The sequence below is a fragment of the Pseudomonas sp. B21-031 genome (assembly GCF_024748985.1).
In the GTDB taxonomy this organism is placed as follows: domain Bacteria; phylum Pseudomonadota; class Gammaproteobacteria; order Pseudomonadales; family Pseudomonadaceae; genus Aquipseudomonas; species Aquipseudomonas kermanshahensis.
Window position 1 is genome coordinate 4,028,204 of the sequence record NZ_CP087181.1, and the last position, 14,828, is coordinate 4,043,031.

Genomic DNA, 14,828 nt, shown 5'->3' on the forward strand with positions numbered 1-14,828 from the left:
GTTTCCAGACATTTCTTACGTAATTCAGAGGTTTTCACCTAAATGGCAGCAGTAATGGTCGGCCAATTCCACGCCCGTGACGCCGAAGGCCGCATCTACCCCGTCCACGAGTTCCAAGAGTCGACCCTCCAGGTCGACGGCAGCACATTGGGCGCGCCAATCACCACCTATCGCCTGGCCATCGGCGATCGGGTCAACCACCTGGGCGAAAACCGTTTCGAGCTGGCACAGACCGGCGTCGAGATCATTCGTATTCCTTGATGCAATCCACGGTGTAGCGACCGTTTTCGTTCTGCAGGCCATGCACGTCGGCGACGAAACCGGGGAAGCCATCGTTGAACGCCCGGGCAAATGCCAGGTAGTCGAGTATCGAGCGGGTCGCTTCGGTGAACCGCTCTCCCGGCATGATCAACGGAATGCCCGGCGGATACGGCACCAGCATCACCGCCGCCACCCGCCCCAGTAGTGCCTCGATTGGTACGGCCTCCACTTCGCCGCGCACCATTTGGTCATACGCCCGGGCCGGGCTGACAGCCACCTCTGGCAAACGCGTGAACAGCCGTTTGAGCTGCTTGGCCGTGGCATTGGCGCGGTAGCATTCGTGCAACTGGTCACACAGGTCGCGCAGCCCTATCCCCTGATAACGTGAGGCATCGGCTGCCACCACACTGGGCAGGCAGGCGCTCAACCGCGTGTTGCCATCGTAGTGGCGCTTGAACTCCAGCAACTCGGTCAGCAAGGTGCTCCATTTGCCCTTGGTGATGCCCATGGAGAACAGCACCAGGAAGCTGTACAGGCCGGTCTTTTCCACCACCAGCCCACGTTCCCAGAGAAACTTGCTGACCACCGCTGCCGGAATGCCCTGCTCGCCCAGCACACCGCCTGCGCTCAAACCGGGCATCACCAAGGTCACCTTCAGCGGGTCGAGCAGCACGTAGTTGCCCGCCACCTCCCCAAAACCGTGCCACTCAGCCCCTGGCTGCAGCAGCCAGTCCTGCGCGGCCAGGTGCTGGATGCCTTCTGCCGTCGGCGGCTGCCAGATGCTGAACCACCAGTCGGCGGCAGCGATGTGCGTGCGCAGATTGGCCAGCGCGCGGCGAAAGCTGAGCGCCTCGTCGAACATTTCTTGCAACAGCGAACGCCCGGCCGGCCCTTCCATCATGGTCGAGGCCACGTCCAGCGACGCCAGGATGCTGTACTGCGGAGAGGTCGAGATGTGCATCATGAACGCTTCATTGAAGCGGTCCCGGTCCAACTGGCGCCTGGCGCCGTCCTGCACATGAATCATCGACGCCTGGCTGAACGCCGCCAGCAACTTGTGCGTGGAATGGGTGCTGAACACCAGCGGGCTGTCGGCCGCGCAGGCCGTGCCCATGGCGTAGCGCCCCTCGAAGAATTCATGAAACGCCGCATAAGCGAACCAGGCCTCGTCAAAGTGCAGCACTTCGACGCTGGCACCGAGCGTCTGCTTGATCAGCCCGGCGTGATAGCACAGGCCGTCGTAGGTGGAATTGGTCACCACCGCCAGCTTGATGCGCTGCCCGCGGTCACGGGCCAGGGGGTTGGCCTGGATCTTTGCCTGGATCGAAGCTGGGCTGAATTCACTGAGCGGGATCGGGCCGATGATGCCCAGCTCATTGCGTTCCGGGCAAAGATAGATCGGGATGGCCCCGGTCATGATGATCGCGTGGACCACCGACTTGTGGCAGTTGCGGTCCACCAGCACCAGGTCATCACGGCCGACCATGGCGTGCCAGACGATCTTGTTGGCGGTGGAGGTGCCGTTGATTACGAAGAAGGTGTGGTCGGCACCAAAATTACGCGCGGCCCTGGCCTCTGCCTGGGCCAGCGGGCCCGTGTGATCAAGCAACGAACCCAGCTCTGGCACCGAGACTGACAAGTCCGAGCGCAGGGTGTTTTCCCCAAAAAACTGATGGAAAGCCTGGCCTACAGGGCTCTTGTGATAGGCCACGCCGCCGCCGTGGCCCGGTGTATGCCAGGAGTAATTGGATTGCGCGGTGTGCTGCACCAGGGCTTTGAAAAAGGGCGGCAGCAGGCCGTCGAGGTAGCTGTGGGCAGCGCGGGCCACCTGGCGTGCGAGAAACGGCACGGTGTCTTCGAACAGATACAGAATGCCGCGCAGCTGGTTCAGCTCGCTCATGACCTCGGCGGGGGCGTTTTCCAGGGTGACCTGTTCGCCCAAGGCGAAAATCGGCAGGTCTGGGGCGCGCAAGCGGGCCAGGCGAATCAGCTCGGCCATGTTCTGCAGCAGGTGGGTGTTTTCGCCCACGCCTTCGGCTGCGATCAGCATGCAGGCAAGGCCGTGGTGGGTGGCGGCGACCAGTCGCGCCTCGGCGTGGTCCGCTGCGGCCAGAATGGCAAAGCCATCCTGGCTCAACTCTTCGGCAATCCCCCGAATGCGGTCACCGGCGACGCTGTCGGCCTTGATCGCACGGTGGACGATGAGGATGGGGAACTTGAGGTCCTTGTACATCAGGCAACTACCTCTGAAGGACGGGTGTCCTTTTCAGGGTAGTTGCAGGTGCGGCCTTGTGTGGTGGGGTTTAGCCCGCAGAGGCCTCGGTCAACGCCTGCCACATCGAAGGCGCCCCGGCCGACTTGGCAATTGCCGCCAGCCGCTCGGCATGCGCCTCGAGCTCTTCGGCACTGGCCATGATCACCCGCCCGGGCGCACGGCCGACAATGCGGCGAATTTCGCTGCCGCCACTGCCCTGCCCTTCGTTATCACCTTCCGCGCCATTGCCAGCCAGCGACAGGCTGGTCTGGCCACCGGTCATCGCCAGGTAGACGTCGGCCAGCAGTTCCGAGTCGAGCAAAGCGCCGTGCAGCTCACGGCCCGAGTTGTCGATGTCGTAGCGTTTGCACAGGGCGTCGAGGCTGTTGCGCTGCCCCGGGTGCCGGGAACGCGCCAGCAGCAGGGTATCGAGGATGGTGCAATGCTGCGAAAGGTCGGCGCGGTCGTGCTGGCCCAGCAGGGCAAACTCGTTGTTGATGAAGCCAACGTCGAACGCCGCGTTGTGGATGACCAGCGTGGCGCCCTGGATGAAGTCGAAGAACTCCTCGGCGACCTCGGCGAACCGCGGCTTGCCGATCAGGAAGGTGTCGGTGATGCCGTGAACCCCAATCGCGCCTTCGTCACTCTCGCGATCGGGTTGCAGGTAGACGTGGAAATGCCGCCCGGTCAGGCGACGGCCAATGACCTCGACACAACCGATCTCGATGATGCGATGGCCTTCACTGACCGGCATACCGGTGGTTTCGGTGTCGAGAATGACCAGGCGTTTATCTTGCTGCTGCTCCACGCGGGGGCTCCCACTTGCTTCAGTGACAAAGGTGACAAAGCCGGCGATTGTACCCCAGCTCAGCGCGCGGCGCGCACCTCATCCACCCCACGGTTGGCCAGCTGGTCGGCGCGTTCGTTGCCCGGGTGGCCGATGTGGCCGCGCACCCACTTCCAGCTCACCTTGTGCCGGTTGACCTGTTCGTCAAGCAGCTGCCAAAGGTCGGCGTTTTTCACCGGCTCCTTGGCGGCGGTCTTCCAGCCGCGCTTCTTCCAGTTGACCATCCATTCGTTGATGCCCTTCATCACGTATTGCGAGTCTGTGGTCAGCACCACCTCGCATTCACGCTTGAGTGACATCAGGCCCTGGATCGCGGCCATCAGCTCCATGCGGTTGTTGGTGGTCTCGCGTTCGCCGCCCCACAGTTCCTTCTCGACGCCCTTGTAGATCATCAGCACGCCCCAGCCGCCAGGGCCCGGGTTGCCCTTGCAGGCGCCATCGGTAAACATTTCGACGCTATCGCTCATGTACCACTCTTGTTCAGTGCTTTTCAGAATCAGGATTGGCCGCCGTACGGTTGACCTTGGCCAGCGGCAGCGGCAGCAGTTTGCCCATGGGTTCGCGGCGCTCCAGGCGCAACGGCCGTAGGCCGACCACCATCTTGCGCGCCACCAGCAGGTAGACGCCGCCGCCCGAGGTTTGCCAGTTGCCTGCCGCGCGTTCCCAGCCCGCCAGGCGTTGCTGCCAGGCCGGCGAGGCAAGCGGCGGACGATAGCACCCGAAGCGGCGTTTCTCCAGCGCGAAGCCCAGCAGGTTGAGCCAGTCGCCCACCCGCGAAGCCGAGATACAGCGCGCCTTGCGCAGGGCGCCATGGCTGAACAGGTGGCGCATGCCCCAACCGCTCCAGGGGTTGATACCGACGATCAGCAGATGCCCACCCGGGCGAACGGCGCTGGCGGCCTCGCGCAACAGCCCATGGGGTGACAGACTGAAGTCCAGGCCATGCTGCAGCACCACCACGTCGGCGGCGTGCTCGCTCAACGGCCAGGCTTGCTCCTCACAGACGATCTCCACCCCCGGCAGCGGCGCCCCAAGGCGTACGTTGCGTTGCACCTGAGGCGCGCTGGGCGGTGCTTCGGCGCAGGGCCCATAGTGCACAAGGTAACCGCCGAAAAAGCGCCCAAGCTCTTCTTCCAGCAATTTTTCCTCTTCCTTGAGCATCAGTTGCCCGAGCGGGCCGTTGAACCACTCACGGGCCAGGCTGATCAGCTCGACCCAGTCGGGGTCGGCCTGGGCAAAGGCTTGGTCGGTCATTGCGTTCTCCCTCGAAGGTTCTCGCGCCACGCCATCGCGGCTAAGATGCCCTCATGTCCCACGCTTGGCGATACGGATCCGCACCATGATACAGATCGATGCTCTCCCCGCTTTCTCCGACAACTACATCTGGTTGTTACAGGATACTGCCAAACGCCGCTGTGCGGTGGTCGACCCTGGCGATGCCGGCCCAGTGGAACGCTGGCTGGCGGCCCACCCCGACTGGGTATTGACCGATATTCTGGTGACCCACCACCACAACGACCATGTTGGCGGTGTCGAACGGCTCAAACAATTGACCGATGCCAAGGTCTACGGCCCGGCCAACGAACGCATCCCCGCCCGCGATGTAGCGCTGACGGACGGCGATGAAATCACAGTACTCGGCCTGCCCTTCCAGGTCATCGGCGTTCCCGGGCACACGCTTGGCCATATCGCCTTCTATTCGGCGCAACCGGCAACGCCCCTGCTGTTCAGTGGCGACACCCTGTTCGCGGCCGGCTGTGGGCGCATGTTCGAGGGCACCGCCGAACAGATGCACCCATCGCTGCAGCGCCTGGCCGCCCTGCCTGAGCACACCGAGGTGTATTGCGCCCACGAATACACACTGAGCAACCTGCGTTTTGCCAAAGCCGTCGAACCGCAAAACCTGCACGTTCTGCAACGCTTCGACGAGGTTACCCGGCTGCGCGCCGAAAATCGCATCACATTGCCATCAACCATCGGTTTGGAACGCCTGACGAACCCCTTCATTCGCACGACTGAAACATCCGTTAAACAAAAAGCAGACGAATGGAAGGGACATTCAAACACCACGCATGTCGCTGTTTTTGCTGCCTTGAGGTCTTGGAAGGACACCTTCTGATAACCTCAAGATATATCGCATGTGCGGGACAACGGTTGACCCGGCGGGTAGCGGTTTCTAGAATCGCCGAAATTTTTCGCCCGGAAACCTGTCCCAGCCGATGCCTTCCCGTAGCCGCAGAACCTCTCATTCCGTCGCCCTGACGCGCCTGGCCCAGATCAGTGCGCTGGCCCTGGCCGCCACCTTGGTGGGCTGCCAGAGCACCCGTCAGCTCGACGAATCCGATAGCGTTCGCGCGCATAACTACCAGGCGCGGATCAAGCACAAACCGGCCCCGCTGTTGGTCAAACCGGCCGAGCAGGTGCCGCAGGACGTGTGGGAACGCATGCGTCAAGGCTTCGCCCTGCAGGACAGCATCGACGTCAACCCGCGCATCGAACAGCAGCGCCTGTGGTTTGCCAGCAACCCACGTTTCATCGAAAGCGCGGGCGAACGTGGCAGCCTCTACCTGCACTACATCGTCGAACGCCTCGAAGAGCGCGATATGCCGCTGGAACTGGCCCTGCTGCCAGCCATCGAAAGCGCCTACAACCCGATGGCTTACTCGCGTGCCCATGCAGCGGGCATGTGGCAGTTCATCCCGTCCACCGGGCGCCATTTCAACCTGCGCCAGACCAATTTCTACGACGGCCGCCGCGACGTGACCGCGTCGACCAACGCCGCGCTGGATTACCTGAGCCGCCTGCACGACATGTTCAACGGTGACTGGCTGCTGGCCCTGGCGGCCTACAATGCCGGTGAAGGTACCGTCAGCCGTGCGATCGAACGCAACGAACGGCTCGGCCTGCCGACCGACTACTGGAACCTGCCACTGCCGCAGGAAACCCGCGACTACGTGCCCAAGCTTTTGGCCCTGTCGCAAGTGGTGTCCACCCCTGACGCTTATGGCGTCAACCTGAACCCGATCGCCAACGAACCCTACTTCGAGGCGGTGGCCATCAATGATCGCCTCGACCTGTCGCGCGTTGCCGCCTTTGCCGACATCGACGAAGACGAGTTGATCCAGCTCAACCCGGCCTTCAAGAAGCGCATGACCGTGGACGGTCCCCAGCAGCTGCTGGTACCGACTGCCAAAGCGCAATTGCTGTCCGCCAGCCTGTCCAACCTCAAGCCTGAGCAGTTAGTCAGCCTGCAACCGAACAAGGCCGTGTTCGCCCGCGCCGTAGCCGAAGCTAAAGCACCCGCCACGGCTGCGCGCAGCTACCGGGTAAAACGCGGCGATAACCTGGGCAGCATCGCCAAGGCCAACCGCGTGTCGGTCCGGGACATCAAGCGCTGGAACCGTATGTCGGGCAACAGCCTGAAGGCTGGCCAGGTATTGGCACTGCGCGGTGGCAATGCGCCGAGTGCAGCGGGCAATCGGGTAGCGGCGTCTTCGCAGCGCTCAACCCAATACAAGGTGCGCAAGGGCGACTCGCTGTACCTCGTGGCCAAGCGCTTCAATGTCGAGATGAAGCACCTCAAGCGCTGGAACCCGCGCAGCGGGCATGCGCTCAAGCCTGGTCAGACGCTGACTGTTTACCTGTCGCATTGATGTAACGCCAGGGGCCGCGCTGCGGCCCTTATGCGACGCAAGGCCGCTCCTACCGGTACAGCGTTACCTGCACTGGGCTTTCCCGCCAAGACCGCCTTCAAAACCTCTCTTTTTCCAACCCCACCAAGCTGTTACTGTACTCGATCAAAGCCCAACGCCTCTGGATCGGATGCCGACTTGATACGTCCCCTCCTGCTGTCAATCAGCCTGGCCTTGAGCTTTCCCGCCGTCGCGATGGTGAGCGAAAGCCACGGATACGCGCAGTTCGGCACGCTCAAGTACCCAGCCACATTCACCCACTTCGACTGGGTCAACCCGCAAGCGCCTAAAGGCGGCACCTTGCGGGCCATGGCATTCGGTACCTTCGACACGCTCAACCCTTACACCTTCAAGGGATCGAGCCCGATTACCACGCCAAACTTCCAGCAATATGGCATCAGCGAGCTGAACGAGCCGTTGATGATCGGCACCGGGCAGTACGACCCCTCGGGCGACGAACCGACCTCAAGCTACGGCCTGATCGCGCGCTCGGTGGAGTACAGCGAGGACCGCAGCTGGGTGGTGTTCAACCTGCGCCCGCAGGCACGCTTCCATGACGGCCACCCGATCACCTCGGCGGACGTCGCGTTCTCCTATCGCACGCTGCTCAAGGATGGCCACCCCCTCTACCGCACCAACCTGCAGGAAGTGCAGCGGGTAGACATACTTGGCCCCTTGCGCATCCGCTTCGTCTTCAAGCGCGCCGGCAACCCACTACTGATCCTGCGCTTGGGCGAAATGCCGGTGCTGCCCAAGCACTACTGGCAGGGCCGCGATTTCAAGGCCACCACCTTCGAGCCGCCGCTGGGCAGTGGCCCCTACCGCATTACCCAGGTTGAGCCTGGCCGGCGGCTGGTGTTCGAGCGGGTGAAGAACTACTGGGGCAAGGACCTCGCCGTCAACCGTGGCAAGTACAACTTCAAGCGGGTCGAATACGAGTTCTACCGTGACGCCACCGTGGCGTTCGAAGCGTTCAAGGCCGGCGAGTTCGATATCTATATCGAACACCAGGCCAAGAACTGGGCCAATGGCTACAACTTCCCGGCGGTGCGCCGTGGTGATGTGATCAAGGCGCAGATCCCGCACCGTATTCCGACCCAGACCCAAGGCCTGTTCATGAACAGCCGCAGGGCCACGTTCAGCGACCCGCGCGTGCGCCAGGCACTGGGCCTGATGCTCGACTTCGAGTGGACCAACCGCGCCCTGTTCAGCAGCGCCTACCGCCGCTCGACCAGCTACTACCCCAACAGCGAATTCGCCGCCAGTGGCCTGCCCACCGGCAAGGAATGGCTGTTGCTGGCACCGTTCCGCGACCAACTGCCCGAAAAGCTGTTCAGCGAGCCCTACAAGGTCAGCCAGACCGATGGCCGCGGCATCAACCGCCAAACCCTGCGCCAAGCCCTAGCCCTGCTCGGCGAAGCGGGCTGGAAGCTCAACGGCCAGCGCCTGGTGGACAGCAAAGGCCAGCAGTTGCGCCTGGAGCTGCTGCTGGTAAACCCGAACCTCGAACGTATCCTGCAACCTTATGTCGAAAATCTGTCCAGCATCGGTATCGACGCACGCTTGCGCACCGTGGACCGCGCCCAGTACAAACAACGCCTGGACCAGTTCGATTTCGACATGATTCTGATGACCCTGAACCAGACCCTGAGCCCAGGCCTAGAACAGTGGCTGTACTTTCACTCAAGCCAAGCCGCGACCAAGGGCAGCAAGAACTATGCTGGGGTCAAGGACCCGGTGGTCGACCACCTGCTCGACACCTTGCTCGCCGCGCGCACCCGCGACGACCAGGTCGCCGCCGCACGCGCCCTGGACCGCGTGCTTTCATGGCAGTACTACATGATCCCCAACTGGTATCTCGACAATCACCGCCTGGCCTACCGCAACCGGTTCGCCTTTGTCACCACGCCGCCCTACACCCTCGGGCTGAACAGCTGGTGGATCAAGCCTTCGGAGAAAGCCAAATGATGCCAACGCACCGCCTGCACCAGCTGGCCGGCAGCCTGCTGCTCGTGTGCCTGAGCCTGCCCACGCTGGCCGCCCCGCAACACGCGCTGACGCTCTACGACGAGGCGCCGAAATACCCGGCCGACTTCAAGCATTTCGACTATGTGAACCCCGATGCGCCCAAGGGCGGCACGTTCCGCCAGTCCAGCTTTGGTGGCTTCGACAGCCTCAACCCCTTCATCAACAAGGGTGTGGCCGCCGAAAACATCAGCGTCATCTACGACACCCTGATGCGCCAGAGCCAGGACGAGCCGTTCACCGAATACGGCCTGGTTGCCGGCAAGATCGAAAAAGCCCCGGACAACAGCTGGGTACGCTTCTACCTGCGCCCCGAAGCCCGCTTCCATGACGGCCAGCCGATGCGTGCCGACGACGTGGTCTTCACCTTCAATGCTCTGATCAAGGACGGCGCGCCGCTGTACCGCCAGTACTACGCCGACGTTGCCGAAGTGGTCGCCGAAGACCCGCTGCGGGTGCTGTTCAAATTCAAGCACCAGAACAACCGCGAACTGCCGCTGATTCTCGGCCAGCTGCCTGTGCTTCCCAAACACTGGTACGAAAACCGCGACTTCAACCGCGGCAACCTGGAAATCCCCCTGGGCAGCGGCCCGTACAAGGTCGCCGAGGTCAAGGCCGGGCGTACCATCCGCTACGAGCGGGTCAAGGACTACTGGGCCAAGGATCTGCCGATCAACCGCGGTCAGTTCAACTTCGATGCCATGACCTTCGACGCTTACCGCGACACAGCCGTAGCGTTGGAGGCATTGAAGGCCGGGGCGTTCGACTATGCGCTCGAGGTAAGCGCAAAAAACTGGGCCACCGCCTACAACGTCCCGGCGGTCCGCGATGGCCGCCTGATCAAGGAAGAGCTGCCCAACGGCAACCCCACCGGCATGCAGGGTTTCATCTTCAACCTGCGCAAACCGGTCTTCCAGGACATCCGCGTGCGCCAGGCGCTGAGCCTGCTGCTGGACTTCGAGTGGACCAACAAGCAGCTGTTCAACGGCGCCTATACCCGCACCGGCAGCTACTTCGAAAACTCCGACATGGCCGCCAGGGGCGTGCCCTCCCCTGACGAGCTGAAAATACTCGAACCGCTGCGCGGCAAGGTGCCCGAGCAGGTCTATAGCGAGGCCTTCCACAACCCGGTCACCGACGCCAGCGGCATGATCCGTGAACAGCAGCGCCAGGCCTACAAGCTTCTGCAGGAAGCCGGCTGGAAAATCGTCGACGACAAGATGGTCGACAAGGACGGCAAGCCGGTGTCCATCGAGTTTCTGCTGGCCCAAACCGAATTCGAACGCATTCTGCTGCCGTTCAAACGCAACCTCGCCGACTTGGGCATTGACCTGAACATCCGTCGGGTCGACGTTTCGCAATACATCAACCGCCTGCGCTCGCGCGATTACGACATGATCGTCGGCGGTTACCCACAATCCAATTCGCCGGGCAACGAACAGCGCGAGTTCTGGTCCAGCGCCGCCGCCGACAACCCCGGCAGCCGCAACTTCATCGGCCTGCGTGACCCGGCCATCGACCAACTGGTCGAACAGTTGATCAACGCCGACTCACGCCAGAGCCTGATCAACCACGCACGGGCGCTCGACCGCGTACTGCTGTGGGGCTACTACGTGATCCCCAACTGGCACATCAAGACCTGGCGCGTGGCCTACTGGAACCACATCGGCCACCCGAGCGTCTCGCCCAAGTACGACATCGGCATCGACACCTGGTGGATCAAGCCTGGCGTGACCCCAGCCGTCACCGATGCCTCCGCAGGCGAGGCCAACTGAGATGCTGGCCTATATCCTGCGCCGCCTGCTGCTGATCATCCCGACCCTGTTCGGCATCCTGATCATCAACTTCATCATCGTCCAGGCCGCGCCCGGCGGCCCGGTCGAGCAAATGATCGCCAAGCTCGAAGGCTTCGAAGGCGCCACCAGCCGCATCGCCGGCGGCGGCGCCGAAGTCTCGGTGGCCGGTTCCAGCTACCGCGGCGCGCAGGGCCTGGACCCGGCGCTGATCGCCGAGATCGAGCGCATGTACGGTTTCGACAAGTCGCCGCCCGAACGCCTGTGGATCATGATCAAGAACTACGCCCAGCTGGATTTTGGCGACAGCTTCTTCCGCGATGCCAAGGTCATCGACCTGATCATCGAGAAGATGCCGGTGTCGATCTCGCTAGGGTTATGGAGCACCCTGATCATGTACCTGGTGTCCATCCCCCTGGGCATCGCCAAGGCCGTGCGCCACGGCAGCCACTTCGACGTCTGGACCAGCTCGGCGATCATCGTCGGCTACGCCATCCCGGCGTTCCTGTTCGCCATCCTGCTGATCGTATTGTTCGCCGGCGGCAGCTACTTCGACTGGTTCCCGCTGCGGGGGCTGACCTCGAACAACTTCGATGAGCTGTCCACCACCGGCAAAGTACTCGACTACTTCTGGCACCTGGTGCTGCCGATCACCGCTCTGGTCATCGGCAACTTCGCCACCATGACCCTGCTGACCAAAAACAGCTTCCTCGACGAGATCAACAAGCAGTACGTGGTCACTGCCAAGGCCAAGGGCCTGAGCCGCTCGCGGGTGCTGTACGGGCATGTGTTCCGTAACGCCATGCTGCTGGTGATTGCCGGTTTCCCTTCGGCCTTCATCGGCATCTTCTTCACAGGCTCGCTGCTGATCGAGGTGATTTTCTCGCTCGACGGCCTGGGCCTGATGAGCTTCGAGGCGGCCATCAACCGCGACTACCCGGTGGTCTTCGGCACCCTGTTCATCTTCACCCTGCTGGGGCTGGTGGTGAAACTGATCGGCGACCTGACCTACACCCTGGTCGATCCACGCATCGACTTCGCCAGCCGGGAGCACTGACATGGCCTTGTCCCCTCTCAACCGTCGGCGCTTCGAGCGCTTCAAGGCCAACCGCCGCGGCTGGTGGTCGTTGTGGCTGTTCCTTATCCTGTTCGGCCTGAGCCTGGGCGCCGAGCTGATCGCCAACGACAAACCGATTGCCGTGCGTTACGACGGCGAGTGGTACTTCCCTGCGTTCAAGCGCTACCCGGAGACCACCTTTGGCGGCGAGTTCCCGCTGGAGGCCAACTACAAGAGCCCGTACATCCGCGAACTGCTGGCCAAGAAAGACAGCTTCGTGCTGTGGGCGCCAATCCCCTTCAGTTACCAAAGCATCAACTACGACCTCAAGGTCCCGGCCCCCGCCCCGCCTTCGGCGGACAACTGGCTGGGCACCGATGACCAGGGCCGTGATGTGATGGCGCGGGTGATCTACGGCTTCCGCGTGTCGGTGCTGTTCGCCCTGACCCTGACCATCCTCAGTTCCATCGTCGGCGTCATCGCCGGTGCCTTGCAGGGCTTTTATGGCGGCTGGGTCGACCTGGCCGGCCAGCGCTTTCTGGAGATCTGGTCGGGCTTGCCGGTGCTGTACCTGCTGATCATCCTCGCAAGCTTCGTGCAGCCCAACTTCTGGTGGCTGCTGGGGATCATGCTGCTGTTCTCGTGGATGAGCCTGGTGGACGTGGTGCGCGCCGAATTCCTGCGTGGCCGCAACCTCGAATACGTGCGCGCCGCCCGCGCCTTGGGCATGCGTAACGGCGCGATCATGTACCGGCACATTCTGCCCAACGCGATGATCTCGACCATGACCTTCATGCCGTTCATCCTCACCGGCGCCATCGGCACGCTGACCGCCCTGGACTTCCTCGGCTTTGGCCTGCCGGCTGGCTCGCCGTCGCTGGGCGAGCTGGTCGCCCAGGGCAAATCCAACCTGCAGGCGCCATGGCTGGGCATCAGCGCCTTCGCTGTGCTGGCGGTGATGCTGAGCTTGCTGGTGTTCATCGGCGAATCCGCCCGCGATGCCTTCGACCCAAGGAAATGACATGAGCGAACATAACCTGATCGAAGTGCGTGATCTCGCGGTGGAGTTCGTCACCGGCGAGCAGGTCAACCGGGTGGTCGACGGCATCAGTTTCGACATCCGCAAGGGCGAGACCCTGGCCCTGGTCGGCGAGAGCGGCTCGGGCAAATCGGTGACCGCCCACTCGATCTTGCGCCTACTGCCCTACCCCCTCGCCCGCCACCCCAGCGGCAGCATCCGCTACGAGGGCAAAGACCTGCTGCAGCAGAGCGAGAAGGCCTTGCGGCATATCCGGGGCAACCGCATTGCCATGATCTTCCAGGAGCCGATGACCTCGCTGAACCCGCTGCACTGCATCGAGAAGCAGATCAACGAAATCCTGCTGCTGCACAAAGGCCTGACCGGCAAGGAAGCCACCGCACGCACGCTGGAGCTGTTGGAACTGGTCGGGATTCCCGAACCGCGCAAACGCCTCAAGGCCCTGCCCCACGAGCTGTCGGGTGGGCAGCGGCAGCGGGTGATGATCGCCATGGCACTGGCCAACGAGCCAGAACTGCTCATTGCCGACGAACCCACCACCGCGCTGGACGTGACCGTGCAGTTGAAGATTCTCGACCTGCTCAAGGAGCTGCAGGCGCGCTTGGGCATGGCGCTATTGTTGATAAGCCATGACCTGAACCTGGTGCGGCGCATTGCCCACCGCGTGTGTGTGATGCAGCGCGGGCAGATTGTCGAGCAGGCGGATTGCGCGACGCTGTTCAGTGCGCCGCAGCATCACTACACGCAGATGCTGATCAATGCCGAACCCAGCGGCCAGCCTGCCCACAACCCAGTCGGCGCGCCGTTGCTGGAGGTTGACGACCTCAAGGTCTGGTTCCCGATCAAGAAAGGCTTCTTGCGGCGCACCGTGGACCATGTGAAGGCGGTGGATGGCATCAACTTCAGCTTGCCCCAAGGGCAGACGCTGGGGATTGTCGGCGAGAGTGGCTCGGGCAAGTCGACGCTCGGGCTGGCCATCTTGCGCTTGATTTCAAGCCAGGGCGGCATTCGCTTTCACGGCCAGAACCTCGCAGGGCTGAACCAGAAGGAAGTACGCCCGCTGCGGCGAGAAATGCAGGTGGTGTTCCAAGACCCGTTTGGCAGCCTCAGCCCACGCATGTGTGTGGCAGACATCGTAGGTGAAGGGTTGCGGATTCACCGCATCGGCACCGCTGAAGAGCAGGAAGCGGCGATCATTGCCGCGCTGGAGGAAGTGGGGCTGGACCCACGGACACGCCACCGCTACCCGCATGAGTTCTCGGGCGGGCAGCGCCAGCGCATTGCGATTGCCCGGGCGTTGGTGTTGAAGCCAGCGTTGATCCTGCTCGATGAACCCACCTCGGCACTGGACCGCACGGTGCAACGGCAAGTGGTGGAGCTGCTGCGCAGCCTGCAGCAGAAATACAACCTGACCTACCTGTTCATCAGCCATGACCTGGCAGTGGTCAAGGCGCTGAGCCATCAGTTGATGGTGATCAAGCAGGGGCAGGTGGTGGAGCAAGGGGATGCGCAGGCGATCTTCCACGCGCCGCAGCATGCGTATACGCGGCAGTTGTTGGAGGCGGCGTTTTTGGAAGTTGAGACGGCGGGCTAGCGTGCGGAGCGTTGTTTGACCCTCAAGGCATACGCATTCCACTGTAGGAGCAGCCTTGTGCTGCGAAGAGGCCCGTGACCCCACCGGGAATCTTCAGCGCTGCCACCGGCCTCTTCGCAGCACAAGGCTGCTCCTACACAGATCGCGCATGACCGGAGGGGCACCATTGCGACCTCCCTCCTTACCGACCTCGGCACACGCTATATATTTTTGTATACGTCGTTGTAACCCCCCGTAAACAACGCTAGGATTTCCCGCGGTTGGCC

At 62.6% G+C, this 14,828-nt stretch carries 12 protein-coding genes; 8 read left to right on the forward strand and 4 right to left on the reverse strand.

The genetic code is table 11. The annotated features are described in order from the left end of the window. The first annotated feature begins 42 nt into the window (after window positions 1-42). Window positions 43-261, forward strand: coding sequence for a hypothetical protein (locus LOY53_RS17950; protein WP_027592824.1), 219 nt, complete (start codon window positions 43-45; stop codon window positions 259-261). Here the strand turns inward: LOY53_RS17950 and LOY53_RS17955 are convergent. From LOY53_RS17955 to LOY53_RS17970, 4 genes are all read right to left on the reverse strand, one after another. Beyond that, entirely contained in the window at window positions 245-2,494 is a 2,250-nt protein-coding gene (locus tag LOY53_RS17955) for an Orn/Lys/Arg decarboxylase N-terminal domain-containing protein (protein WP_027592825.1), read from the reverse strand. The two genes, LOY53_RS17950 and LOY53_RS17955, sit on opposite strands and share 17 nt — an antisense overlap. Before the next feature lie 70 nt (window positions 2,495-2,564). After that, window positions 2,565-3,323, reverse strand: a complete 759-nt coding sequence (dnaQ, locus tag LOY53_RS17960) for a DNA polymerase III subunit epsilon (protein WP_252825160.1) — start codon at window positions 3,321-3,323, stop codon at window positions 2,565-2,567. A 59-nt stretch (window positions 3,324-3,382) separates the two neighbouring features. Continuing rightward, on the reverse strand, window positions 3,383-3,829 hold the full coding sequence (rnhA, locus tag LOY53_RS17965) for a ribonuclease HI (RefSeq protein ID WP_027592827.1): 447 nt from the start codon (window positions 3,827-3,829) through the stop codon (window positions 3,383-3,385). Between the two features lie 13 nt (window positions 3,830-3,842). Continuing rightward, window positions 3,843-4,616: a class I SAM-dependent methyltransferase gene (locus LOY53_RS17970; RefSeq protein ID WP_027592828.1), complete on the reverse strand. Its 774-nt coding sequence runs from the start codon at window positions 4,614-4,616 to the stop codon at window positions 3,843-3,845. Between the two features lie 85 nt (window positions 4,617-4,701). Here LOY53_RS17970 and gloB point away from each other — a divergent pair, with 85 nt between their 5' ends. The 7 genes from gloB to LOY53_RS18005 all read left to right on the forward strand — a co-directional run bounded on the left by gloB (window position 4,702) and on the right by LOY53_RS18005 (window position 14,562). Then, entirely contained in the window at window positions 4,702-5,481 is a 780-nt protein-coding gene (gloB, locus tag LOY53_RS17975; RefSeq protein WP_099454808.1) for a hydroxyacylglutathione hydrolase, read from the forward strand. A gap of 100 nt (window positions 5,482-5,581) precedes the next feature. Further along, entirely contained in the window at window positions 5,582-7,015 is a 1,434-nt protein-coding gene (locus LOY53_RS17980; RefSeq protein ID WP_252825161.1) for a lytic transglycosylase domain-containing protein, read from the forward strand. Window positions 7,016-7,192: 177 nt separating this feature from the next. Beyond that, entirely contained in the window at window positions 7,193-9,022 is a 1,830-nt protein-coding gene (locus tag LOY53_RS17985) for an extracellular solute-binding protein (protein ID WP_216642501.1), read from the forward strand. After that, window positions 9,019-10,854 carry an extracellular solute-binding protein gene (locus LOY53_RS17990; protein WP_258703093.1) on the forward strand — a complete coding sequence of 612 codons (1,836 nt, stop codon included), beginning with the start codon at window positions 9,019-9,021 and terminating at the stop codon, window positions 10,852-10,854. The genes LOY53_RS17985 and LOY53_RS17990 overlap by 4 nt, the downstream gene beginning before the upstream one ends. A 1-nt stretch (window position 10,855) precedes the next feature. Then, complete coding sequence (locus LOY53_RS17995) at window positions 10,856-11,929, forward strand: microcin C ABC transporter permease YejB (protein WP_027592833.1); 1,074 nt, start codon at window positions 10,856-10,858, stop codon at window positions 11,927-11,929. 1 nt (window position 11,930) lies between these two features. Continuing rightward, the gene (locus LOY53_RS18000) at window positions 11,931-12,950 is read left to right on the forward strand and encodes an ABC transporter permease (protein ID WP_027592834.1); all 1,020 of its coding nucleotides are present in this window, start codon (window positions 11,931-11,933) and stop codon (window positions 12,948-12,950) included. 1 nt (window position 12,951) lies between these two features. Then, entirely contained in the window at window positions 12,952-14,562 is a 1,611-nt protein-coding gene (locus tag LOY53_RS18005; protein WP_099454811.1) for an ABC transporter ATP-binding protein, read from the forward strand. The last annotated feature ends 266 nt before the right edge of the window (window positions 14,563-14,828 follow it).

Bases quoted from the DNA above. Each gene is read 5' to 3' on its own strand.
- LOY53_RS17950 (WP_027592824.1), top strand. From the start codon at position 43: ATGGCAGCAGTAATGGTCGGCCAATTCCACGCCCGTGACGCCGAAGGC.
- LOY53_RS17955 (WP_027592825.1), bottom strand. From the start codon at position 2,494: ATGTACAAGGACCTCAAGTTCCCCATCCTCATCGTCCACCGTGCGATC.
- rnhA (WP_027592827.1), bottom strand. From the start codon at position 3,829: ATGAGCGATAGCGTCGAAATGTTTACCGATGGCGCCTGCAAGGGCAAC.
- LOY53_RS17970 (WP_027592828.1), bottom strand. From the start codon at position 4,616: ATGACCGACCAAGCCTTTGCCCAGGCCGACCCCGACTGGGTCGAGCTG.
- gloB (WP_099454808.1), top strand. From the start codon at position 4,702: ATGATACAGATCGATGCTCTCCCCGCTTTCTCCGACAACTACATCTGG.
- LOY53_RS17980 (WP_252825161.1), top strand. From the start codon at position 5,582: ATGCCTTCCCGTAGCCGCAGAACCTCTCATTCCGTCGCCCTGACGCGC.
- LOY53_RS17990 (WP_258703093.1), top strand. From the start codon at position 9,019: ATGATGCCAACGCACCGCCTGCACCAGCTGGCCGGCAGCCTGCTGCTC.
- LOY53_RS17995 (WP_027592833.1), top strand. From the start codon at position 10,856: ATGCTGGCCTATATCCTGCGCCGCCTGCTGCTGATCATCCCGACCCTG.
- LOY53_RS18000 (WP_027592834.1), top strand. From the start codon at position 11,931: ATGGCCTTGTCCCCTCTCAACCGTCGGCGCTTCGAGCGCTTCAAGGCC.
- LOY53_RS18005 (WP_099454811.1), top strand. From the start codon at position 12,952: ATGAGCGAACATAACCTGATCGAAGTGCGTGATCTCGCGGTGGAGTTC.